The 21649-nt window shown below is 63.0% G+C and carries 18 protein-coding genes; 17 read left to right on the top strand and 1 reads right to left on the bottom strand.

The annotated features are described in order from the left end of the window. The first annotated feature begins 108 nt into the window (after window positions 1-108). From mraZ to lpxC, 16 genes are all read left to right on the top strand, one after another. On the top strand, window positions 109-564 hold the full coding sequence (gene mraZ / locus DM807_RS00435) for a division/cell wall cluster transcriptional repressor MraZ (protein WP_004575120.1): 456 nt from the start codon (window positions 109-111) through the stop codon (window positions 562-564). Further along, entirely contained in the window at window positions 561-1508 is a 948-nt protein-coding gene (gene rsmH, locus DM807_RS00440; RefSeq protein WP_012274066.1) for a 16S rRNA (cytosine(1402)-N(4))-methyltransferase RsmH, read from the top strand. Before mraZ ends, rsmH begins: the two co-directional genes overlap by 4 nt. Next, window positions 1505-1798, top strand: a complete 294-nt coding sequence (ftsL, locus tag DM807_RS00445) for a cell division protein FtsL (protein ID WP_012274065.1) — start codon at window positions 1505-1507, stop codon at window positions 1796-1798. The genes rsmH and ftsL overlap by 4 nt, the downstream gene beginning before the upstream one ends. After that, window positions 1798-3546: a peptidoglycan D,D-transpeptidase FtsI family protein gene (locus DM807_RS00450; protein WP_171577224.1), complete on the top strand. Its 1749-nt coding sequence runs from the start codon at window positions 1798-1800 to the stop codon at window positions 3544-3546. Before ftsL ends, DM807_RS00450 begins: the two co-directional genes overlap by 1 nt. Continuing rightward, on the top strand, window positions 3543-5033 hold the full coding sequence (locus DM807_RS00455) for a UDP-N-acetylmuramoyl-L-alanyl-D-glutamate--2,6-diaminopimelate ligase (protein WP_370739316.1): 1491 nt from the start codon (window positions 3543-3545) through the stop codon (window positions 5031-5033). Before DM807_RS00450 ends, DM807_RS00455 begins: the two co-directional genes overlap by 4 nt. Next, window positions 5026-6393: a UDP-N-acetylmuramoyl-tripeptide--D-alanyl-D-alanine ligase gene (locus DM807_RS00460; protein WP_069942706.1), complete on the top strand. Its 1368-nt coding sequence runs from the start codon at window positions 5026-5028 to the stop codon at window positions 6391-6393. Before DM807_RS00455 ends, DM807_RS00460 begins: the two co-directional genes overlap by 8 nt. Then, window positions 6393-7475 carry a phospho-N-acetylmuramoyl-pentapeptide-transferase gene (gene mraY, locus DM807_RS00465; RefSeq protein ID WP_003251852.1) on the top strand — a complete coding sequence of 361 codons (1083 nt, stop codon included), beginning with the start codon at window positions 6393-6395 and terminating at the stop codon, window positions 7473-7475. The genes DM807_RS00460 and mraY overlap by 1 nt, the downstream gene beginning before the upstream one ends. A 6-nt stretch (window positions 7476-7481) precedes the next feature. Then, a complete protein-coding gene (murD, locus tag DM807_RS00470; protein ID WP_041166782.1) occupies window positions 7482-8828 on the top strand; it encodes a UDP-N-acetylmuramoyl-L-alanine--D-glutamate ligase in 1347 nt (448 codons plus the stop codon). Further along, the gene (gene ftsW / locus DM807_RS00475; protein ID WP_012274060.1) at window positions 8825-10039 is read left to right on the top strand and encodes a putative lipid II flippase FtsW; all 1215 of its coding nucleotides are present in this window, start codon (window positions 8825-8827) and stop codon (window positions 10037-10039) included. Before murD ends, ftsW begins: the two co-directional genes overlap by 4 nt. After that, window positions 10029-11108: an undecaprenyldiphospho-muramoylpentapeptide beta-N-acetylglucosaminyltransferase gene (gene murG / locus DM807_RS00480; RefSeq protein WP_012274059.1), complete on the top strand. Its 1080-nt coding sequence runs from the start codon at window positions 10029-10031 to the stop codon at window positions 11106-11108. The genes ftsW and murG overlap by 11 nt, the downstream gene beginning before the upstream one ends. Further along, the gene (gene murC, locus DM807_RS00485) at window positions 11101-12549 is read left to right on the top strand and encodes a UDP-N-acetylmuramate--L-alanine ligase (RefSeq protein ID WP_016713564.1); all 1449 of its coding nucleotides are present in this window, start codon (window positions 11101-11103) and stop codon (window positions 12547-12549) included. The genes murG and murC overlap by 8 nt, the downstream gene beginning before the upstream one ends. Then, window positions 12546-13502 carry a D-alanine--D-alanine ligase gene (locus DM807_RS00490; RefSeq protein WP_060493232.1) on the top strand — a complete coding sequence of 319 codons (957 nt, stop codon included), beginning with the start codon at window positions 12546-12548 and terminating at the stop codon, window positions 13500-13502. Before murC ends, DM807_RS00490 begins: the two co-directional genes overlap by 4 nt. Before the next feature lie 5 nt (window positions 13503-13507). Next, a complete protein-coding gene (locus DM807_RS00495; RefSeq protein ID WP_012274056.1) occupies window positions 13508-14377 on the top strand; it encodes a cell division protein FtsQ/DivIB in 870 nt (289 codons plus the stop codon). Window positions 14378-14391: 14 nt separating this feature from the next. Beyond that, on the top strand, window positions 14392-15654 hold the full coding sequence (gene ftsA / locus DM807_RS00500; RefSeq protein WP_012274055.1) for a cell division protein FtsA: 1263 nt from the start codon (window positions 14392-14394) through the stop codon (window positions 15652-15654). A 55-nt stretch (window positions 15655-15709) separates the two neighbouring features. After that, a complete protein-coding gene (gene ftsZ, locus DM807_RS00505) occupies window positions 15710-16906 on the top strand; it encodes a cell division protein FtsZ (RefSeq protein ID WP_012274054.1) in 1197 nt (398 codons plus the stop codon). A gap of 112 nt (window positions 16907-17018) precedes the next feature. Then, complete coding sequence (gene lpxC, locus DM807_RS00510; protein ID WP_012274053.1) at window positions 17019-17930, top strand: UDP-3-O-acyl-N-acetylglucosamine deacetylase; 912 nt, start codon at window positions 17019-17021, stop codon at window positions 17928-17930. 53 nt (window positions 17931-17983) lie between these two features. On the opposite strand, the gene DM807_RS00515 is transcribed toward lpxC, so the two are convergent. Then, entirely contained in the window at window positions 17984-18439 is a 456-nt protein-coding gene (locus tag DM807_RS00515) for a DUF721 domain-containing protein (RefSeq protein ID WP_012274052.1), read from the bottom strand. Between the two features lie 301 nt (window positions 18440-18740). Between DM807_RS00515 and secA the strand changes: the two genes are divergently transcribed. After that, the gene (secA, locus tag DM807_RS00520) at window positions 18741-21476 is read left to right on the top strand and encodes a preprotein translocase subunit SecA (RefSeq protein ID WP_012274051.1); all 2736 of its coding nucleotides are present in this window, start codon (window positions 18741-18743) and stop codon (window positions 21474-21476) included. The last annotated feature ends 173 nt before the right edge of the window (window positions 21477-21649 follow it).

Here is a 21649-nt window from a genome sequence, read left to right on the forward strand (position 1 = left end):
GCCTTGACGGTGCTGCGGACGGATTCCTATAGTGTGCGCAAGTGGCAGAAAGTGGGATGAAGTGGGTTTTCTGGCACAAAAAAGCTAACATTGTGGGGAATCGCAGCCGTGTTCCGCGGAGCCAACGCCGTCAGCCTCGATGCCAAGGGCCGTCTCGCCATGCCGAGCCGGTACCGTGACGAGCTCGATTCGCGTTGCAATGGTCAGCTGATCGTGACCATCGACGCTGTAGACCCCTGCTTGTGTGTTTATCCCCTCGATGAGTGGGAACAGATAGAAGCCAAGTTGCGTGCCTTGCCATCGTTGCGTGAGGAAAACCGCCGCCTGCAGCGCTTGCTGATTGGTAATGCGGTTGACCTGGAGCTCGATGGCAGTGGTCGTTTCCTGGTGCCGCCCCGCCTGCGTGAGTACGCCAAGCTCGACAAGAAGGCGATGCTGGTGGGGCAACTGAACAAATTCCAGCTGTGGGATGAAGATGCCTGGAACGCGGTTTCGGCAGCCGACCTTGCAGCTATTCAACAACCGGGCGCCATGCCCGACGAATTGCGTGACCTGATCCTGTGACCATAGATAGCGGCTTCAACCACATTACCGTCCTGCTCGACGAAGCTGTCGAGGCATTGGCCCTGCGCGCCGACGGTTGCTATCTGGACGGCACCTTTGGCCGTGGCGGACACAGCCGGCTGATACTCAGCAAGCTCGGGCCGCAAGGGCGGCTGCTGGGCTTCGACAAAGATCCACAGGCGATTGCCACGGGGCAAGCGCTGGCGGCCGAAGACGGCCGCTTTGTCATTGTGCAGCGCAGCTTTGCCGAGCTGGGCGCTGAGGTGGCCGAGCGCGGCCTGCACGGGAAGGTCAGTGGTGTGCTGCTGGACCTGGGCGTGTCTTCGCCGCAGCTGGATGACCCCGAGCGTGGCTTCAGCTTCCTCAATGATGGCCCGCTGGACATGCGTATGAACCCGGGCCAGGGCATCAGTGCCGCGGAGTTCATCGCCACTGCGCCAGTAGAAGAAATCGCCCGCGTCTTCAAGGAGTACGGCGAGGAGCGTTTCGCTGGGCGTATGGCGCGGGCCGTGGTCGAACGCCGCGAAAAGCAGCCGTTCACCCGTACCGCCGACCTGGCAGAAGTGCTCAAGGTGGCCAACCCGGCTTGGGAAAAAGGTAAAAACCCGGCTACCCGTGCCTTCCAGGGGCTTCGCATTCACGTCAACAACGAGCTGGGCGACCTTGAGGCTGGCCTTGAAGCCGCACTCGATGCGCTCGAAGTCGGGGGCCGTCTGGCGGTCATCAGTTTCCACTCGTTGGAAGACCGTATCGTCAAGCTGTTCATGCGCAAGCTGGTGAAAGGCGAGGCCGACAACCTGCCGCGCAACCTGCCGGTGCAGCACAAGGTCTTCGAGCCAAAAATCAAACTCATCGGCAAGGCCCAGTTCGCCTCCGAAGCCGAGCTCAAGGCCAACCCGCGGTCGCGTAGCGCCGTGATGCGTGTGGCGGAGAAACTGCGGTGAGCAGGCTGTTCGCCAAGCCTTTGCCAGGCGGAAGCTTCCTGATGCTTCTGCTGTTCGTTGGCGTGCTGGTTTCGGCCATTGCCGTGTCCTACAGCGCGCACTGGAACCGCCAGCTGCTCAATACCCTGTACGGTGAATTGAGCGAGCGCGACAAGGCTCAGGCCGAATGGGGCCGGCTGATTCTGGAGCAGAGCACCTGGACCGCCGCCAGCCGTATCGAGAACCTGGCTTCCGAACAGCTGAAAATGCGCGTGCCGTCGGCTGACGAAGTACGGATGGTGGCGCCATGATGAAGCTCGAAGGCGCACTCTACCCGTGGCGCTTCCGCGTGGTGATCGGCTTGCTGGCAATCATGGTCGGTGCGATCTGCTGGCGCATCATCGACCTGCAGGTAGTTGACCGTGACTTCCTCAAGGGCCAGGGCGATGCGCGCAGCCTGCGTCACATTCCCATCCCGGCGCACCGTGGGTTGATTACCGACCGCAACGGTGAGCCATTGGCCGTGAGTACCCCGGTTACCACCCTGTGGGCCAACCCCAAGGAAATGCAGGCCTCCAAGGAGCGCTGGCCGCAACTGGCTGCCGCGCTGGGGCAAAACCCGCAACAGCTGATCGAACGCCTGACTCAGCAGGCCAACAAAGAGTTCATCTACCTGGTGCGTGGCCTGACCCCGGAGCAGGGCCAGCACGTGCTCGACTTGAAAGTGCCCGGTGTGTACGGCCTGGAAGAATTCCGCCGCTTCTACCCGGCCGGTGATGTCACCGCGCACATGGTCGGCTTTACCGACCTCGACGACCACGGTCGTGAAGGGGTGGAGCTGGCCTATGACGAGTGGCTGGCCGGTGTCCCAGGCAAGCGCCAGGTGATCAAGGACCGGCGCGGCAGGCTGATCAAGGACATCCAGGTAACCAAGAACGCCAAGGCCGGGAAGACCTTGGCGTTGTCGATAGACCTGCGCCTGCAGTACCTGGCTACCCGCGAGCTGCGCAATGCCATTGCCGAGCAGGACGCCAAGGCCGGCAGCCTGGTGATCATGGACGTGAAGACCGGTGAGGTCCTGGCCATGGTCAACCAGCCGACCTACAACCCCAACAACCGCCGCAGCATGTTCCCGGCGGCCATGCGTAACCGGGCGATCATCGATGTGTTCGAGCCGGGTTCCACGGTCAAGCCGATTTCCATGAGCGCGGCGCTGCAGAGCGGCCGCTGGAAACCGACCGACAAGGTCGAGGTGTACCCGGGTAGCCTGCAGATCGGCCGCTACACCATCAAGGACGTGTCGCGCAGCGAGGGCCCGATCCTCGACCTGACCGGCATCCTGATCAACTCCAGTAACGTCGGTATGAGCAAGATCGCCTTCGACATCGGGGGCGAGGCCATCTACCGGGTCATGTCCCAGGTCGGTCTGGGTCAGTACACCGGCCTTGGCTTCCCGGGCGAGCGTGTCGGTAACCTGCCCAACCACCGCGAGTGGCGCAAGGCCGAGACCGCGACGCTGTCCTATGGCTATGGCTTGTCGGTGACTGCCTTGCAACTGGTGCATGCCTACGCAGCGCTGGCCAACGACGGCAAGATGGTGCCGCTGTCGATCATCAAGGTCGACAAGGCCCCGGAAGCGGTGCAGGCCATTCCGAAGGAAACCGCCGAAACCGTTCAAGGCATGCTGCAGCAGGTGATTGAAGCGCCGCGTGGTGTGTTCCGTGCCCAGGTGCCGTTCTATCACGTGGCCGGCAAGTCCGGCACCGCGCGTAAAGCCACCGTGGGCTCCAAGGGTTACACCGAAAACGCCTACCGCTCGCTGTTCGCCGGCTTCGGGCCGATGAGCGACCCGCGCTACGCCATCGTCGTGGTCATCGACGAGCCGGGCAAGGGTGGTTACTTCGGTGGTCTGGTCTCGGCGCCGGTGTTCAGCAAGGTCATGTCCGGCACCCTGCGCCTGATGAACGTGCCGCCAGACAACCTGCCGCCACCAGCACCCGCGGCACCTGCCGTGCAATCGCAAGTCAATGCAACAGCCGCCAAGGGAGGGCGTGGATGATGACAATGCCATTAAGCAAACTTTTCGCCCACGCCAGCCGTGACCCGCTGATTCGTGAACTGACCCTGGACAGCCGCAACGTGCGCCCGGGTGACCTGTTCCTGGCCGTGCCGGGTGCCAAGGTCGATGGCCGCGAGCATATCGCCGATGCCTTGACCCGTGGTGCCGCCGCCGTGGCCTATGAAGAGCAGGGCGCCACCGTGCTGCCGCTGACCGAAGTGCCATTGATTCCGGTCAAGGGCCTGATCGCACAGCTGTCGGATGTCGCCGGGCGTTTTTATGGCGAACCCAGCCGCCAGCTGAACCTGGTCGGTGTGACCGGGACCAACGGCAAGACCAGCGTTACCCAATTGGTGGCCCAGGCGCTCGACCTGCTCGGCCAGCGCTGCGGCCTGATCGGCACCCTGGGTACCGGCTTCTACGGCGAGTTGCAGAGCGGCCGTCTGACCACGCCCGACCCGATTGCCGTGCAGTCGACCCTTTACGATTTGAAAAAGCAGGGCGCCAAGGCTGTGGCCATGGAGGTTTCCTCTCACGCCCTGGAGCAAGGCCGAGTCGCCGCATTGGAGTTCGACATCGCGGTGATGACCAACCTGTCCCGCGACCACCTCGACTACCACGGCAGCATGGAGGCCTATGAGGCCGCCAAGGCCAAGCTGTTCGCCTGGCCCAGCCTGCGTTGCCAGGTGGTCAACCTGGATGACGCCTTTGGCCGTCGCCTGGCCGCTGACTTTGCCCGCCGTCCGAGCGTCGACCATATCGACACCCGGCTGCTGAGCTACAGCCTGGAAAACCCAGATGCCTCGCTGTTCTGTCGCGAGGCCGCGTTCAGTGACGATGGCGTGCGCGCGACGATCGTTACCGCACAAGGTGAGCGTATCCTGCGCAGTCAGCTGCTGGGGCGCTTCAACCTGAGCAACATGCTCGCCGCTGTCGCGACACTGCTGGCACTGGATTATGCACTGGACGAAATCCTCAAGGTCACCCCGCAACTGCACGGTCCGGTAGGCCGTATGCAGCGCCTGGGTGGCGGCGACAAACCGCTGGTGGTGGTCGATTACGCCCACACCCCGGACGCCCTTGAAAAAGTGCTCGAAGCCCTGCGTCCACACGCCCACGGTAAGCTGCTGTGCCTGTTCGGCTGCGGCGGCGACCGTGATCGCGGCAAGCGCCCGCTGATGGCCGAAGTGGCCGAGCGCCTGGCCGATCGCGTACTGGTCACCGATGACAACCCACGTACCGAAGACCCACAGCGCATCTTCGACGACATCCGTCCCGGTTTCGCCCGGCCTGTCTCGGTCGAGTTCGTTGCCGGTCGTGGCGAGGCCATCGCGCAGTTGATTGCCACCGCAGCTGCCAACGACGTGATCGTGCTGGCTGGCAAGGGGCACGAGGATTACCAGGAGATCAATGGCGAGCGCCATGACTTCTCCGATTTGACCGAAGCCGAAAAGGCACTTGCAGCCTGGGAGGCGCCACATGCTTAAGCCACTATCACTCAGCCAGCTGACTACAGCACTGAGTGGTCGACAAATCGGTGCCGACGCCATGTTTACCGGTGTCAGCATCGACAGCCGCAGTGTCGGCGCCGGGCAACTGTTCGTCGCCCTGGCCGGTCCGCGTTTCGATGGTCACGACTACCTGGCCGATGTAAAAGCCAAAGGCGCGGTCGCAGCCTTGGTAGAGCGTGAAGTCGCCGATGTAGACCTGCCACAGCTGTTGGTGGCCGATTGCCGCCTGGCCCTTGGCCAACTCGGTGCATTGAACCGCGCCGCATTCGACAAACCGGTGGTGGCCATTACCGGCTCCAGCGGCAAGACCACGGTCAAGGAAATGCTCGCCAGCATCCTGCGTACCCGTGGCCTGGTGCACGCTACCCGTGGCAACTTGAACAACGACCTCGGTGCGCCGCTGACACTGCTGGAGATCGCCCCGGAGCACAGCGCCGCAGTGATCGAGCTGGGCGCCTCGCGCATTGGTGAGATCCGCTACACCGTGGGCCTGACCCAGCCGCAGGTGGTCATCATCAACAACGCCGGTACCGCCCACGTTGGCGAGTTCGGCGGCCCGGAGAAGATTGTCGAAGCCAAGGGCGAGATTCTCGAAGGCCTGGGCGAGGGCGGCATTGCCATCCTCAACCTGGACGACAAGGCCTTCGCCATCTGGAGTGCGCGTGCCGGCTCGCACAAGGTCGTCAGTTTCGCGCGCAGCAACCCGAAGGCCGATTTCCACGCCACGGACATCGGTCGCGATGCACGTGGCTGCCCGTCGTTCAAGCTGCATGGCGCGGGTGAAACGGTAGACGTGCAACTCAATGTGCTGGGCGAGCACAACGTCAGCAATGCCCTGGCCGCTGCCGCCGCTGCGCATGCCGTTGGTCTGAGCCTGAACGGTATTGCTGCCGGCCTGGCTGCAGTGCAGCCGGTCAAGGGCCGTACCGTGGCACAGATTGCGCCGAACGGGGTACGGGTGATCGACGACAGTTACAACGCAAATCCCTCCTCCATGTGCGCGGCCATTGATATACTCGCCGGCTTTTCCGGACGCACCGTCCTGGTGCTTGGGGATATCGGCGAATTGGGGCAATGGGCGGAAGAAGGCCATCGTCAGGTGGGTGACTACGCGCGTGGCAAGGTCGATGCCCTGTACGCAGTGGGTTCCAACATGACACACGCGGTCAAGGCGTTCGGCGCCAATGGCCGCCATTTCGCTACTCAAGCTGAGCTGATCGACGCAGTTAGCGCCGAACACGCCAGCGACACCACTATTTTGATCAAGGGCTCGCGCAGCGCTGCGATGGAAAACGTCGTGGCGGCATTGTGCGGTGCCAGCGGGGAGAAACATTAATGCTGCTGCTGTTGGCCGAGTATCTGCAACAGTTCCACAAAGGCTTCGCGGTCTTCCAGTACCTGTCCCTGCGCGGGATTCTTGGTGTACTGACCGCGTTGTCCCTGGCGCTGTGGCTGGGGCCGTGGATGATCCGTACCCTGCAAATTCGCCAGATCGGCCAGGCCGTGCGTAACGACGGTCCGCAATCGCACCTGTCCAAGTCCGGCACCCCGACCATGGGTGGCGCGCTGATCCTGTCGGCCATCGCCGTCAGCACCCTGCTGTGGGCGGACCTGAGCAACCGTTACGTCTGGGTTGTGCTGATCGTCACCCTGGCGTTCGGTGCCATCGGCTGGGTCGATGACTACCGCAAGGTGATCGAAAAGAACTCGCGTGGCCTGCCGAGCCGCTGGAAGTATTTCTGGCAGTCGGTGTTCGGCCTGGCGGCGGCAGTGTTCCTGTACAAGACCGCGCCAACCAGCGTGGAGACCACCCTGATCCTGCCGTTCATCAAGGATGTCACCATTCCGCTGGGCGTCGGCTTCGTGGTGCTGACTTACTTCGTCATCGTCGGCTCGAGCAACGCGGTCAACCTCACCGATGGCCTCGACGGCCTGGCAATCATGCCGACAGTGATGGTCGGCGGTGCGCTGGGCATCTTCTGCTACCTGTCAGGTAACGTGAAGTTCGCCGAATACCTGCTGATCCCCTATGTGCCGGGCTCGGGCGAGCTGATTGTGTTTTGCGGCGCGCTGATCGGTGCCGGCCTGGGCTTCCTGTGGTTCAACACCTACCCGGCACAAGTGTTCATGGGCGACGTCGGCGCGCTTGCGCTGGGCGCTGCGCTGGGCACCATCGCCGTGATCGTGCGCCAGGAAATCGTGCTGTTCATCATGGGGGGCATCTTCGTTGTCGAAACCCTGTCGGTGGTGATCCAGGTCGCCTCCTTCAAGCTGACCGGCAAGCGCGTGTTCCGCATGGCGCCGATCCACCACCACTTTGAACTCAAGGGCTGGCCAGAGCCACGGGTGATCGTCCGCTTCTGGATCATCACCGTGATCCTGGTGCTGATCGGCCTTGCAACCCTGAAACTGAGGTAGATGAGCGTGTCTTTGATCGCTTCCGACCAATTCCGCATCGTTGTCGGCCTCGGCAAGAGCGGCATGTCCCTGGTTCGCTTCCTGGCGAACCGGGGCATTGCCTTTGCGGTCGCCGACACCCGCGAGCAACCGCCGGAACTGGACACCCTGCGCCGTGATTACCCGCAGGTGGAAGTGCGCTGTGGTGAGTTGGACGTGGACTTCCTGTGCCGCGCCAACGAGCTGTACGTGAGCCCTGGCCTGGCCTTGGCCACGCCGGCCCTGCAGCAGGCGGCCGCGCGCGGCGTGAAGCTGTCCGGCGATATCGAGTTGTTCGCCCGCCATGCCACCGCGCCGATCATTGCCATCAGCGGTTCCAACGCCAAGAGCACCGTCACTACCCTGGTCGGCGAAATGGCCGCCAAGGCCGGCAAGCGCGTGGCCGTGGGCGGCAACCTCGGTACTCCGGCGCTGGACCTGCTGGCCGATGATGTCGAGCTGTACGTGCTGGAGCTGTCCAGCTTCCAGCTGGAAACCACTGACCAGCTCAACGCTGAAGTGGCTACGGTGCTGAACATCAGCGAAGACCACATGGATCGCTACAGCGGCCTGCCTGCCTACCACTTGGCCAAGCACCGGATCTTCCGGGGCGCCAAGCAGGTGGTGGTCAACCGTCAGGACGCCCTGAGCCGGCCGCTGCCGGTGGAAGGCCGCCCATGCTGGACCTTCGGCCTCAACCAGCCGGACTTCAAGGCCTTTGGCCTGCGTGAAGTGGATGGCGAAAAATACCTGGCGTTCGAGTTCCAGGCGCTGATGCCGGCGCGCGAGCTGAAGGTTCGCGGCGCTCACAACCAGAGCAACGCCCTGGCGGCCCTGGCCTTGGGGCATGCCGCCGGCCTGCCGTTCGAGCCCATGCTCGAAGCCCTGCGTGAGTTCGGTGGCCTGGCCCACCGTTGCCAGTGGGTACGCGAGCGTAACGGGGTGAACTGGTACGACGATTCCAAGGCCACCAACGTGGGTGCTGCCCTGGCCGCCATCGAAGGCCTGGGGGCCGATATCGAAGGCAAGCTGGTGCTGATTGCCGGTGGCGATGGCAAGGGCGCTGAATTCACCGCACTGCGCGAGCCGGTCAAGCGTTTCTGCCGCGCCGTGGTGTTGCTGGGGCGTGATGCCGAGCGTCTGGCCGACGCCTTGGGCGATGACGTGCCGCTGGTACGGGTCAAGAGCCTCGACGACGCCGTGCAGCAGTGTGCCCAGCTGGCCCAGGCCGGTGATGCCGTGCTGCTGTCGCCGGCGTGCGCCAGCCTCGACATGTTCAAGAACTTCGAAGAACGCGGGCGCCTGTTCGCCCAGGCAGCGGGAGGCCTTGCATGATCTTTGGCATCCTCAAGCCTTACCCGTCGCCGCTGATCAGCGGCCGTGGCATCGACCTGGACTTCCCGATGCTTGCCGGTTGCCTGGCCTTGCTGGGCCTTGGCCTGGTGATGATCACCTCGGCGTCCTCGGAAGTGGCTGCGGTGCAGTCGGGCAACCCGCTTTACCACATGTTCCGCCACCTGGTTTACGTATCCCTTGGCCTGGTTGCCTGTGGTGCGACCATGCTGGTGCCGATCGCCACCTGGCAGCGCATGGGCTTCATGATGCTGCTGGGCGCCTTCGGCCTGCTGGTGCTGGTGCTGGTGCCAGGCATCGGTCGTGAAGTGAACGGCTCCATGCGCTGGATCGGTTTCAGCTTCTTCAACGTGCAGCCTTCGGAAATTGCCAAGGTGTTCGTGGTCATCTACCTGGCCGGCTACCTGGTGCGCCGTCAGACCGAGGTGCGCGAAACCTGGATGGGCTTCTTCAAACCGTTCATCGTGCTGCTGCCCATGGCTGCACTGCTGCTGATGGAGCCGGACTTCGGTGCCACCGTGGTGATGATGGGCGCGGCGGCGGCGATGCTGTTCCTTGGCGGGGTGGGGCTGTTCCGCTTCAGCCTGATGGTGGTGCTGGCGGTGCTGGCGGTGTTCGTGCTGGTACAGGCGCAGCCGTACCGGATGGCGCGCCTTATCACGTTCACCGACCCGTGGTCCGACCAGTTCGGCTCGGGTTACCAGCTGACCCAGGCGCTGATTGCCTTCGGCCGTGGCGAGTGGCTGGGTGTTGGCCTGGGCAACAGTGTGCAGAAGCAGTTCTACCTGCCTGAAGCGCACACCGACTTCGTGTTCTCGGTATTGGCCGAAGAGTTGGGCGTGGTCGGCTCGCTGGTGACCATCGCCTTGTTCGTGTTCGTCACCGTGCGTGCCCTGTACATCGGCCTGTGGGCCGAGAAGGCCAAGCAGTTCTTTGCCGCCTATATGGCGTTCGGCCTGGCCTTCCTGTGGATCGGCCAGTTCCTGATCAACATTGGCGTGAACGTCGGCCTGCTGCCGACCAAGGGCCTGACCTTGCCATTCCTCAGTTACGGGGGCAGCTCGCTGGTGATCTGCTGTGCCTGCGTGGGCCTGTTGCTGCGCATCGAGTGGGAAAGCCGCACGCACCTGGGCAGCGAGGAACACGAATTCAGTGAAAGCGATTTTGCCGAGGAGACCAGTCATGGCCGCTGACGGCAAGAATGTATTGATCATGGCAGGCGGCACCGGGGGCCATGTGTTCCCGGCCCTGGCCTGCGCCCGAGAGTTCCAGGCACGCGGTTACAGCGTGCACTGGCTGGGCACCCCGCGCGGCATCGAGAACGAGCTGGTGCCACAGGCAGGCTTGCCATTGCACCTGATCCAGGTCAGCGGCTTGCGCGGCAAGGGCAAGCTGTCGTTGCTCAAGGCGCCGTTCACCCTGATCAAGGCCGTGCTGCAGGCGCGGCGGATCATTCGTCAGCTCAAGCCGGTATGCGTACTGGGCTTTGGCGGTTACGTGACCGGCCCTGGTGGCGTTGCTGCGCGGCTGTGCGGCGTGCCGCTGGTGATTCACGAGCAGAATGCCCGGGCCGGTACCGCCAATCGCCTGCTGGTGCCACTTTCGGCGCGGGTCTGCGAAGCTTTCCCGAACACCTTCGAGGCTAGCGACAAACGTCGCACCACCGGCAACCCGGTGCGCCCGGAGCTGTTCATGGACGCGCAACGCGCGCCCCTGGCCGAGCGCCGTGCACGCCTGTTGGTGCTCGGTGGCAGCCTGGGTGCGGAACCATTGAACAAATTGTTGCCTAAGGCCCTGTCCGAGGTGCCCGCTGGGCTGCGGCCAGAGGTGTTCCACCAGGCCGGCAAGCAACACGCGCCGATCACTGCCGAGCGTTATCACGAGGCGGGCGTCGCAGCTCAGGTAGAGCCCTTCATCAAAGACATGGCCCAAGCCTATGGCTGGGCCGACATGGTGGTGTGCCGGGCCGGTGCCCTGACCGTCAGCGAGCTGGCGGCAGCAGGCCTGCCTTCGATGCTGGTGCCTTTGCCCCACGCAATCGACGACCACCAGACCCACAACGCCCAATATCTGGCCCGCGAAGGCGCTGCCTTCCTGATGCCACAAGCGACAACTGGCGCAGCGCAGCTCGCTGAACGCCTGAACGAGGTGCTGATGCAACCCGAGAAACTCAACGTCATGGCAGGCACCGCACGGCGCCTGGCCAAACCTGCCGCAACCAGCACCGTGGTCGATATCTGCCTGGAGGTGGCCCATGGTTGAGAGCCAGAAAGCCATGCCCCAGCCGAAGATGGGCCGTATTCGCCGTATTCACTTCGTCGGTATCGGCGGCGTGGGCATGTGCGGTATTGCCGAAGTGCTGCTGAACCTGGGCTATGAAGTGTCCGGTTCCGACCTTAAGGCTTCGCCGGTCACCGAGCGCCTGGAATCGTTCGGCGCCGAGATTTTCGTTGGCCACCGTGCCGAGAACGCCGCCACCGCCGACGTGCTGGTGGTGTCCAGCGCCATCAACCCGGCCAACCCGGAAGTGGCCACCGCCCTCGAACGGCGCATCCCAGTGGTACCGCGTGCCGAGATGCTGGCTGAGCTGATGCGCTATCGCCACGGCGTTGCCGTTGCCGGTACCCATGGCAAGACCACCACCACCAGCCTGCTGGCGTCGGTGTTCGCCGCCGGTGGCCTGGACCCGACCTTCGTCATCGGTGGCCGCCTGACCGCTGCCGGTACCAATGCCCAGCTGGGCACCAGCCGCTACCTGATCGCCGAAGCAGACGAAAGCGATGCCAGCTTCCTGCACCTGCAGCCGATGGTGGCCGTGGTCACCAACATCGACGCCGACCACATGGCGACCTACGAAGGTGACTTCAACAAGCTGAAGAAAACCTTCGTCGAGTTTCTGCACAACCTGCCGTTCTACGGCCTGGCCGTGATGTGCCTGGACGACCCGGTGGTGCGCGAAATCCTGCCGCAGGTGAAGCGTCCGACCGTGACCTACGGCTTCAGCGAAGAGGCCGACATCCGCGCCATCAACGTGCGCCAGCAGGGCATGCAGACCCACTTCACCGTGCTGCGCCGTGACCGCGAGCCATTGGAGGTGTCGGTGAACATGCCCGGCAACCACAACGTGCTCAACGCCTTGGCCACCATCGCCATTGCCACTGACGAAGGCATCACTGACGAAGCCATCATCCAAGGCCTTTCTGGCTTCCAGGGTGTCGGCCGTCGCTTCCAGGTGTACGGCGAGCTGCCGGTCGAAGGCGGCAGCGTGATGCTGGTCGACGACTATGGTCATCACCCGACCGAAGTGGCCGCGGTGATCAAGGCCGTGCGCGGTGGCTGGCCAAGCCGTCGCCTGGTGATCGTTTACCAGCCGCACCGCTACAGCCGCACCCGCGACCTGTATGACGATTTCGTCCAGGTACTGGGCGATGCCAACGTGCTGCTGCTGATGGAAGTGTACCCGGCCGGCGAAGAGCCGATCCCCGGTGCCGACAGCCGTCAGCTGTGCCACAGCATCCGTCAGCGCGGCAAGCTGGACCCGATCTATATCGAGCGTGGCGCCGAGCTGGCGCCGCTGGTCAAGCCACTGCTGCGCGCTGGTGACATCCTGATCTGCCAGGGTGCCGGTGATGTTGGCGGCCTGGCCCCGCAGTTGATGAAAAGCCCGCTGTTCGCAGGCGCCAAGCAGGAGAAGTCGAAATGACCAGCGCCTACGACAAGCTGCACTCCACCTTGGACGTCAAGGCATTCGGCCGCGTTGCCGTGCTGTACGGTGGCAAGAGCGCCGAGCGTGAGGTGTCGTTGAAGTCTGGCGCTGCGGTGATCGATGCGCTGACAACTGCCGGTGTCGACGTGGTTGCCATCGACGTCGGTGACGACCTGCTCGCGCGCCTGCAAAGCGAGAAAATCGACCGCGCCTTCATCATCCTCCACGGCCGTGGCGGTGAAGACGGCAGCATGCAAGGCCTGCTGGAGTGCCTTGGCATCCCCTACACCGGCAGCGGCATCCTTGCTTCGGCGCTGGCCATGGACAAGCTGCGCACCAAGCAGGTGTGGCAGAGCCTGGGCATTCCGACCCCGCGTCACGCGGTATTGGCGAGCGAAAGCGATTGTTTGCAGGCCAGTACGGAACTGGGCTTCCCGCTTATCGTCAAACCCGCCCATGAAGGCTCTAGCATCGGCATGGCCAAGGTGAACAGCGCCCAGGAACTGGTCGCCGCCTGGCAGGACGCCGCCAAATACGATTCCCAGGTACTGGTGGAACAGTGGATCCACGGCCCGGAGTTCACCATCGCGGTACTGCGCGGCCAGGTGCTGCCGCCGATCGCCCTGGGTACGCCGCACGTGTTCTACGACTACGACGCCAAGTACATCGCCAACGATACCCAGTACCGCATCCCGTGCGGCCTGGATAGCGCCAAGGAACAGGAACTGATCGACCTGACCGCACGTGCCTGCGATGCCATCGGCATCGAAGGCTGGGGGCGGCTGGACGTGATGCAGGACGAGCAGGGCCGGTTCTGGCTGCTCGAAGTCAACACCGCACCAGGCATGACAGATCATAGCCTGGTGCCCATGGCGGCCCGCGCGGCCGGCCTGGACTTCCAGCAACTGGTGCTGGCAATCCTGGCCGAAAGCGTGGCGACGCGAGGTTAACAACCATGCAAGGCGCGATGATACGTCAGCAGCAACCCGTTACCGGCCGTAGCAAGCCGGTGCCGCGTGGTGCCAGCCGGCTGGTGGCCGACGAGCCCGTATCGGCGCGCCTGCCACGGCCAAGCCTGGGCGGCCTCAAGCGCCTGCTGTGGCCGGTGCTGCTGGTGGCGGCCGGTTTTGGTGCCTACGAGGGCGCCATTCGGCTGATGCCGTACGCCGACCGGCCCATCACCAAGATCGACGTGCAGGGTGACCTCAGCTACATCAGCCAGCAGTCGGTGCAGCAGCGTATCGCGCCCTACGTGGCGGCAAGCTTCTTCAGTGTCGACCTGCCGGCGATGCGTGCCGAGCTTGAGCAGATGCCCTGGATCGCCCATGCCGAAGTGCGCCGGGTGTGGCCCGACGAGGTGGTGATCCGCCTGGAAGAGCAACTGCCGGTAGCCCGCTGGGGTGATGAAGCTTTGCTCAACAACCAGGGCCAGGCCTTTACCCCGCGCGAGCTGGCCAACTACGAACACCTGCCGCAGTTGGCCGGGCCGCAGCGTGCGCAGCAACAAGTCATGCAGCAGTATCAGGTATTGAGCCAGATGCTGCGCCCCCTGGGCTTTTCCATCGCTCGCCTGGAGCTGCGCGAGCGAGGCAGCTGGTTCCTGACCACCGGTGCGAGCAGTGCCGGGCCGGGCATCGAGCTGCTGCTGGGGCGCGACCATCTGGTGGAGAAGATGCGCCGTTTCATTGCCATTTACGACAAGACACTCAAAGACCAGATCACCACTATCGCCCGCATTGATCTGCGTTATTCCAACGGACTTGCCGTTGGTTGGCGGGAACCGATTGCACCGACGACGGCCCAACCCGCCGTTGCGAAGAATTAGAGAGAGGCAGGACCATGGCAAACGCGCATAGCGGCAAAATGATCGTCGGGCTGGACATTGGCACCTCCAAGGTGGTGGCGCTGGTGGGCGAAGTGGGCGAAGACGGCACCCTGGAAATCGTCGGGATCGGCACTCATCCGTCCCGTGGCCTGAAGAAGGGCGTGGTGGTGAACATCGAGTCCACCGTGCAGTCGATCCAGCGCGCCGTGGAAGAGGCACAGCTGATGGCCGGCTGCCGCATTCACTCGGCGTTCGTCGGCGTGGCTGGCAATCACATCCGCAGCCTGAACTCCCACGGTATCGTCGCCATCCGCGACCGCGAGGTCAGCGTGGCCGACCTGGAGCGCGTACTCGACGCCGCTCAGGCCGTGGCGATTCCGGCCGACCAGCGCGTGCTGCACACCCTGCCGCAGGATTACGTGATCGACAACCAGGAAGGCGTGCGCGAGCCGCTGGGCATGTCGGGCGTACGCCTGGAAGCCAAGGTTCACGTGGTCACCTGCGCGGTCAACGCGGCGCAGAACATCGAGAAGTGCGTACGCCGCTGTGGTCTGGAAATCGACGACATCATCCTCGAGCAGCTGGCTTCGGCCTATTCGGTACTGACCGATGATGAAAAAGAGCTGGGCGTGTGCCTGGTGGACATCGGTGGCGGCACCACCGACATCGCCATCTTCACCGAGGGTGCCATCCGCCACACCGCAGTCATCCCGATTGCCGGCGACCAGGTGACCAACGACATCGCCATGGCCCTGCGTACCCCTACCCAGTACGCCGAAGAAATCAAGATCCGCTACGCCTGCGCCCTGGCCAAACTGGCCGGCGCCGGCGAGACCATCAAGGTGCCGAGTGTGGGCGACCGCCCACCGCGTGAGCTGTCGCGCCAGGCCCTGGCCGAGGTGGTGGAGCCACGTTACGACGAGCTCTTCACCCTGATCCAGGCCGAACTGCGCCGCAGCGGCTACGAGGACCTGGTGCCGGCCGGCATCGTGCTCACCGGCGGCACCGCGAAGATGGAAGGCGCCGTGGAACTGGCCGAGGAAATCTTCCATATGCCGGTACGCCTGGGCGTACCGCACAGCGTTCGGGGGCTGAGCGACGTGGTGCGCAACCCGATCTATTCCACCGGCGTGGGCTTGCTCACCTATGGCCTGCTGAAGCAGTCCGAGGACCTGGTCCTGACCGGTAACAGCAACAGCAGCAACAACAGCTATGGCGATGAACCGAAGGCCCCAGTGCTTGAGCGCTTCAAGAAATGGGTCCAGGGCAACTTCTAAGTTTCAAAGCAGTAGTGGTAGGCGCAACAACTAGAGAACTGTAAGGAGAGGGAAAATGTTCGAGCTCGTAGACAACGTCCCGCAAAGCCCGGTCATCAAGGTGATCGGCGTTGGTGGTGGTGGCGGCAACGCCGTCAATCACATGGTCAAGAGCAGCATCGAAGGCGTGGAATTCATCTGCGCCAACACCGATGCCCAGGCGCTGAAAAACATTGGCGCGCGCACCATTCTGCAATTGGGCACTGGCGTGACCAAGGGCCTGGGTGCTGGTGCCAATCCGGAAGTCGGCCGTCAGGCCGCGCTGGAAGACCGTGAGCGCATCGCTGAAGTGCTGCAAGGCACCAACATGGTGTTCATCACCACTGGCATGGGCGGCGGTACCGGTACCGGTGCAGCGCCGATCATTGCCGAAGTGGCCAAGGAAATGGGCATTCTCACCGTAGCCGTGGTGACCCGTCCGTTCCCGTTCGAGGGTCGCAAACGTATGCAGATCGCCGATGAAGGCATCCGCATGCTGGCTGAAAGCGTCGACTCGTTGATCACCATCCCCAACGAGAAGCTGCTGACCATCCTGGGCAAGGATGCCAGCCTGCTGTCCGCCTTCGCCAAGGCTGACGATGTACTGGCCGGTGCCGTGCGCGGTATTTCCGACATCATCAAGCGCCCTGGCATGATCAACGTCGACTTTGCCGACGTGCGTACCGTAATGGGTGAGATGGGCATGGCCATGATGGGTACTGGCTGCGCCAGCGGCCCGAACCGTGCGCGTGAAGCCACCGAAGCCGCGATCCGCAACCCGCTGCTGGAAGACGTCAACCTGCAGGGCGCGCGCGGCATCCTGGTGAACATCACCGCAGGCCCGGACCTGTCGCTGGGTGAGTACTCCGACGTGGGTAGCATCATCGAAGCCTTCGCCTCTGACCACGCGATGGTCAAGGTCGGCACCGTGATCGACCCGGACATGCGCGACGAACTGCACGTGACGGTCGTGGCCACTGGCCTGGGCGCGCGCATCGAGAAGCCTGTGAAGGTAGTCGACAACACCCTGCAGACCGCCCAGCAGGCGTACGAAGCGTCCAACCCTGCGCCGGCCCGCCAGGAGCAGCCAGCGGTCAACTACCGTGACCTGGAGCGCCCGACCGTAATGCGCAACCAGGCCCATGCAGGTGCTGCCGCAGCCGCTAAACTGAACCCTCAGGATGACCTGGACTACCTCGATATCCCGGCTTTCCTGCGTCGTCAGGCTGATTAATGGAATTTATCAGGGGTATAAAGGTGATTGGTATTCATCAAAGGTTGGGTCTGTTATCATCCCCAGCCTTTGTTGATACCTGTTCGCAATTTGCGCTGAAGCGGCCAATGCCATGATTAAACAACGCACCCTGAAGAATACCATCCGTGCCACAGGTGTCGGTCTGCACTCCGGGGAGAAGGTTTACCTGACCCTCAAGCCTGCACCTGTTGACACCGGCATCGTCTTCCGCCGCGCCGACCTCGACCCTGTGGTCGAGATCCCTGCGCGTGCGGCCAACGTCGGCGAGACAACCATGTCGACGACGCTGGTCAACGGTGACGTCAAGGTCGATACGGTCGAGCACCTGCTCTCCGCCATGGCGGGCCTGGGCATCGATAACGCCTACGTCGAGCTCTCCGCCTCGGAAGTGCCGATCATGGATGGCAGCGCCGGACCCTTTGTATTTCTGATTCAGTCTGCCGGCCTGGAAGAACAGGACGCAGCCAAGAAGTTCATCCGCATCCTGCGTGAGGTAACTGTGGAAGAGGGCGACAAGCGCGCCACATTCCTGCCTTTCGAAGGGTTCAAGGTGAGCTTCGAGATCGACTTCGATCACCCGGTGCTTCGCAACCGGACCCAAAGCGCCAGCGTCGACTTTTCCAGCACCTCGTTCGTGAAGGAAGTCAGCCGCGCGCGTACCTTCGGCTTCATGCGTGATATCGAGTACCTGCGCAAGCACAACCTTGCGTTGGGTGGCAGTGTCGAGAACGCCATCGTGGTCGATGAGGACGGCGTGCTCAACGAAGACGGCCTTCGTTACGAAGACGAATTCGTCAAGCACAAGATCCTCGACGCCATTGGCGACCTGTACCTGCTGGGCAACAGCTTGATTGGCGAGTTCAAGGGCTACAAGTCCGGCCACGCGCTGAACAACCAGTTGCTGCGCAAGCTGATTGCTGAAACCGATGCCTGGGAAGTGGTCACTTTCGAAGATGCCAGTACGGCACCGATCTCGTACATGCGCCCTGTTGCGGCCGTGTAAGTTCGAACACTCTCTCTAGTGTTGTAATCAAGGCCACCTTCGGGTGGCCTTTTTTATGGCTTGTGCTGAGCGTGGGCTGCCAGCCGTTCCAGCGCTGCGCGCAGCTTGGGGTCGGTGATGCCCTCGGCGGTATCGCGCAGGCTTTCGGCTGCGCTGTTCGACAGCTCTGCGGCGTGCCCACCACGCTTGGCCGGCACCAGCGGCGGCTGCACCTTGTACAGGATGCGCCTGAGGTTGCCGAAGGCTTCCATGGCCTGCAATGCCGCCAGCAAACGCTTCTGCTGGTAGCGCAGGCGGGTTGCCCAATGGCCGTCGGTCACCACCAGCAACAAGGTGCCATCACGCCACGACGCCACGTGACAGTGCTCGCGGGCCGCCGGTTGCAGTTGGCTTTCCAGCAGGCGCTGCAGGTGCTCCAGGCGCTCGGCCTGGTTCAGCAGCAGGCGCAGCGGGCGCACCTGGCGCAGCAGGGCGGAGGGCGGCTGGGCGGGGGAGGGTTTGTAGGCCATGGGGTACGCATGAGATGGCAAGAGCGGCAGTTTAACACCTCTATAGCCTGTGGCGGCCGTTCGCGGGCAATGCAAGATACGAGTCATTCTCGATACGTTTCATGAACACGGGCCTTGAACTCAGGGAAAATGCCCCTATCTAAAACAAGCCCCCGCCAAAACGCTGTAATAGCATCGTGGAAATCCACCACTTTCCTCACCATCGTTTCCGGGTAGAATGCTCGTTCGCATGCGGCCTTAGGGCTGCACGGGCGACTCATGGGGCCGCCCTCCATCCCTACGTGTGGAAGATCCTGCCGATATGTTTGCGCCTTTGTTAAAAAAACTTTTTGGAAGCAAGAACGAGCGTGAAGTCAAACGCATGCTCAAGACGGTGAGTATCGTCAATGCCTTCGAAGAGAAGATGGTGGCCCTCTCCGACGAGCAGCTGCGGGGCAAGACCGCAGAGTTCAAGGAGCGCCTGGCCAAAGGCGAGACACTGGACCAATTGCTGCCCGAAGCCTTCGCCGTGGCCCGTGAGGCCGGCAAGCGCGTAATGGGCATGCGCCACTTCGACGTGCAGCTGATCGGTGGTATGACCCTGCACGAGGGTATGATCGCAGAAATGCGCACCGGTGAAGGCAAGACCTTGGTCGGTACCCTGGCCGTGTACCTCAACGCATTGTCCGGCAAGGGCGTGCACGTGGTCACCGTCAACGACTACCTGGCCCGCCGTGACGCCAACTGGATGCGCCCGCTGTACGAGTTCCTCGGCCTGTCGGTCGGTATCGTCTCGGCCTTCCAGCCGCCGGAAGAAAAGCGCGCCGCTTATGCGTCCGACATCACCTACGGCACCAACAACGAATTCGGTTTCGACTACCTGCGCGACAACATGGCGTTCAGCCAGGAGGAGAAGTTCCAGCGTGAACTGAACTTCGCCGTGATCGACGAAGTCGACTCGATCCTCATCGACGAAGCGCGTACCCCGCTGATCATTTCCGGCCAGGCTGAAGACAGCTCCAAGCTGTACATCGAAATCAACCGCCTGATCCCGCGCCTGACCCAGCACATCGAAGAGGTCGAAGGCCAGGTCACCCAGGAAGGCCACTTCACCATCGACGAGAAGAGCCGTCAGGTCGAGCTGAACGAGGCCGGTCACCAGTTCATCGAAGAGATGCTGACCCAAGCGGGCCTGCTGGCCGAAGGCGAGAGCCTGTACTCCGCCCATAACTTGGGCCTGTTGACCCACGTTTACGCTGGCCTGCGCGCGCACAAACTGTTCCACCGCAACGTCGAGTACATCGTCCAGGACGGCCAGGTCCTGCTGATCGACGAGCACACCGGCCGTACCATGCCGGGCCGCCGTCTGTCCGAGGGCCTGCACCAGGCCATCGAGGCGAAAGAAAACCTGAACATCCAGGCCGAGAGCCAGACCCTGGCTTCGACCACCTTCCAGAACTACTTCCGCCTGTACACCAAGCTGTCCGGCATGACCGGTACCGCCGACACCGAAGCGTTCGAGTTCCAGTCGATCTACGCCCTCAACGTGATGGTCATTCCGCCGAACAAGCCGCTGGCGCGCAAGGACTTCAACGACCTGGTGTACCTGACCGCCGACGAGAAATACGCCGCGATCATTGCCGACATCAAGGAAAGCATGACCAAGGGGCGGCCGATCCTGGTGGGTACCGCGACCATCGAAACTTCCGAGCACATGTCGAACCTGCTCAAGAAGGAAGGCATCGACCACAAGGTACTGAACGCCAAGTACCACGAAAAGGAAGCCGAGATCATCGCGCAAGCGGGTGCTCCGGGTGCCCTGACCATCGCCACCAACATGGCTGGCCGTGGTACCGACATCCTGTTGGGCGGTAACTGGGAAGCCGAAGTGGCCGCCCTGGAAAACCCGAGCGCCGAACAGATCGCCCAGATCAAGGCCGACTGGCAGAAGCGTCACCAGCAGGTGATCGAGGCCGGTGGCCTGCACGTAATCGCCTCCGAACGTCACGAATCGCGTCGAATCGACAACCAGCTGCGTGGCCGTTCCGGCCGTCAGGGCGACCCAGGCTCCAGCCGCTTCTACCTGTCGCTGGAAGACAGCCTGATGCGCATCTTCGCCTCTGACCGGGTGAAGAATTTCATGAAGGCACTGGGCATGCAGTCGGGCGAGGCCATCGAGCACCGCATGGTCACCAACGCCATCGAGAAGGCCCAGCGCAAGGTCGAGGGCCGCAACTTCGACATCCGTAAGCAACTGCTCGAATACGACGACGTGGCCAACGAGCAGCGCAAGGTGATCTACCACATGCGCAACAGCCTGTTGGCCGCCGAGAACATCGGCGACACCATCGTCGAATTCCGCCAGGAAGTTCTGGACGCTACCATCAGCCAGCACATTCCGCCGCAGTCGCTGCCCGAGCAGTGGGACGTGGCCGGCCTGGAAGCTTCGCTGGCCAGCGATTTCGCCATGAAGCTGCCGATTCAGCAGTGGCTCGACGAGGATGATCACCTCTACGAAGAGACCCTGCGCGAGAAGCTGCTTAACGAAATCACTACCGCCTACACCGAGAAGGAAGACCAGGCCGGTATCGAAGCCCTGCGTACCTTCGAGAAGCAAATCCTGCTGCGCGTGCTGGACGACCTGTGGAAAGATCACCTGTCGACCATGGACCACCTGCGTCACGGTATTCACCTGCGCGGCTATGCGCAGAAGAACCCGAAGCAGGAGTACAAGCGCGAGTCGTTCAGCCTGTTCCAGGAGCTGCTGGAGTCGATCAAGCGCGACACCATCCGCGTGCTGTCGCACGTACAGGTTCGCCGCGAAGACCCTATCGAAGAAGAAGCCCGCCTGCGTCGCGAGGCCGAAGAACTGGCCAGCCGCATGCAGTTCCAGCACGCCGCCGCACCGGGCCTGGAAAGCGAGCAACTGAGCGAGGAGGGTGCCGAAGTGGCGGTAGCCGCGGCGCCAGTACGTAACGACCAGAAGTTGGGCCGCAACGAACCGTGCTGGTGTGGTTCGGGCAAGAAGTTCAAGCATTGCCACGGGCAGATCGAGTGATCTGATCCACTCGCAGTAACGTGACAAATCCGGGGCCGCCGTGCGGCCCATTCGCGGCACAAGGCCGCTCCCACAAGGACCGCGCCGCATTCTAGGCTGCGATGCCCTTGTGGGAGCGGCCTTGTGCCGCGAATGGGGCGCGAAGCGGCCCCGTTCTTCCATCATCATTTCAC

This window comes from Pseudomonas hunanensis (assembly GCF_013393325.1).
GTDB classification, from domain to species: Bacteria; Pseudomonadota; Gammaproteobacteria; order Pseudomonadales; family Pseudomonadaceae; genus Aquipseudomonas; species Aquipseudomonas putida_P.

Coding starts and splice junctions, on each gene's coding strand:
- lpxC (WP_012274053.1), top strand. CDS start 17,019: ATGATTAAACAACGCACCCTGAAGAATACCATCCGTGCCACAGGTGTC.
- secA (WP_012274051.1), top strand. CDS start 18,741: ATGTTTGCGCCTTTGTTAAAAAAACTTTTTGGAAGCAAGAACGAGCGT.
- DM807_RS00515 (WP_012274052.1), bottom strand. CDS start 18,439: ATGGCCTACAAACCCTCCCCCGCCCAGCCGCCCTCCGCCCTGCTGCGC.
- ftsW (WP_012274060.1), top strand. CDS start 8,825: ATGATCTTTGGCATCCTCAAGCCTTACCCGTCGCCGCTGATCAGCGGC.
- DM807_RS00495 (WP_012274056.1), top strand. CDS start 13,508: ATGCAAGGCGCGATGATACGTCAGCAGCAACCCGTTACCGGCCGTAGC.
- murC (WP_016713564.1), top strand. CDS start 11,101: ATGGTTGAGAGCCAGAAAGCCATGCCCCAGCCGAAGATGGGCCGTATT.
- DM807_RS00455 (WP_370739316.1), top strand. CDS start 3,543: ATGATGACAATGCCATTAAGCAAACTTTTCGCCCACGCCAGCCGTGAC.
- ftsA (WP_012274055.1), top strand. CDS start 14,392: ATGGCAAACGCGCATAGCGGCAAAATGATCGTCGGGCTGGACATTGGC.
- mraY (WP_003251852.1), top strand. CDS start 6,393: ATGCTGCTGCTGTTGGCCGAGTATCTGCAACAGTTCCACAAAGGCTTC.
- DM807_RS00460 (WP_069942706.1), top strand. CDS start 5,026: ATGCTTAAGCCACTATCACTCAGCCAGCTGACTACAGCACTGAGTGGT.
- DM807_RS00450 (WP_171577224.1), top strand. CDS start 1,798: ATGAAGCTCGAAGGCGCACTCTACCCGTGGCGCTTCCGCGTGGTGATC.
- murG (WP_012274059.1), top strand. CDS start 10,029: ATGGCCGCTGACGGCAAGAATGTATTGATCATGGCAGGCGGCACCGGG.
- DM807_RS00490 (WP_060493232.1), top strand. CDS start 12,546: ATGACCAGCGCCTACGACAAGCTGCACTCCACCTTGGACGTCAAGGCA.
- ftsZ (WP_012274054.1), top strand. CDS start 15,710: ATGTTCGAGCTCGTAGACAACGTCCCGCAAAGCCCGGTCATCAAGGTG.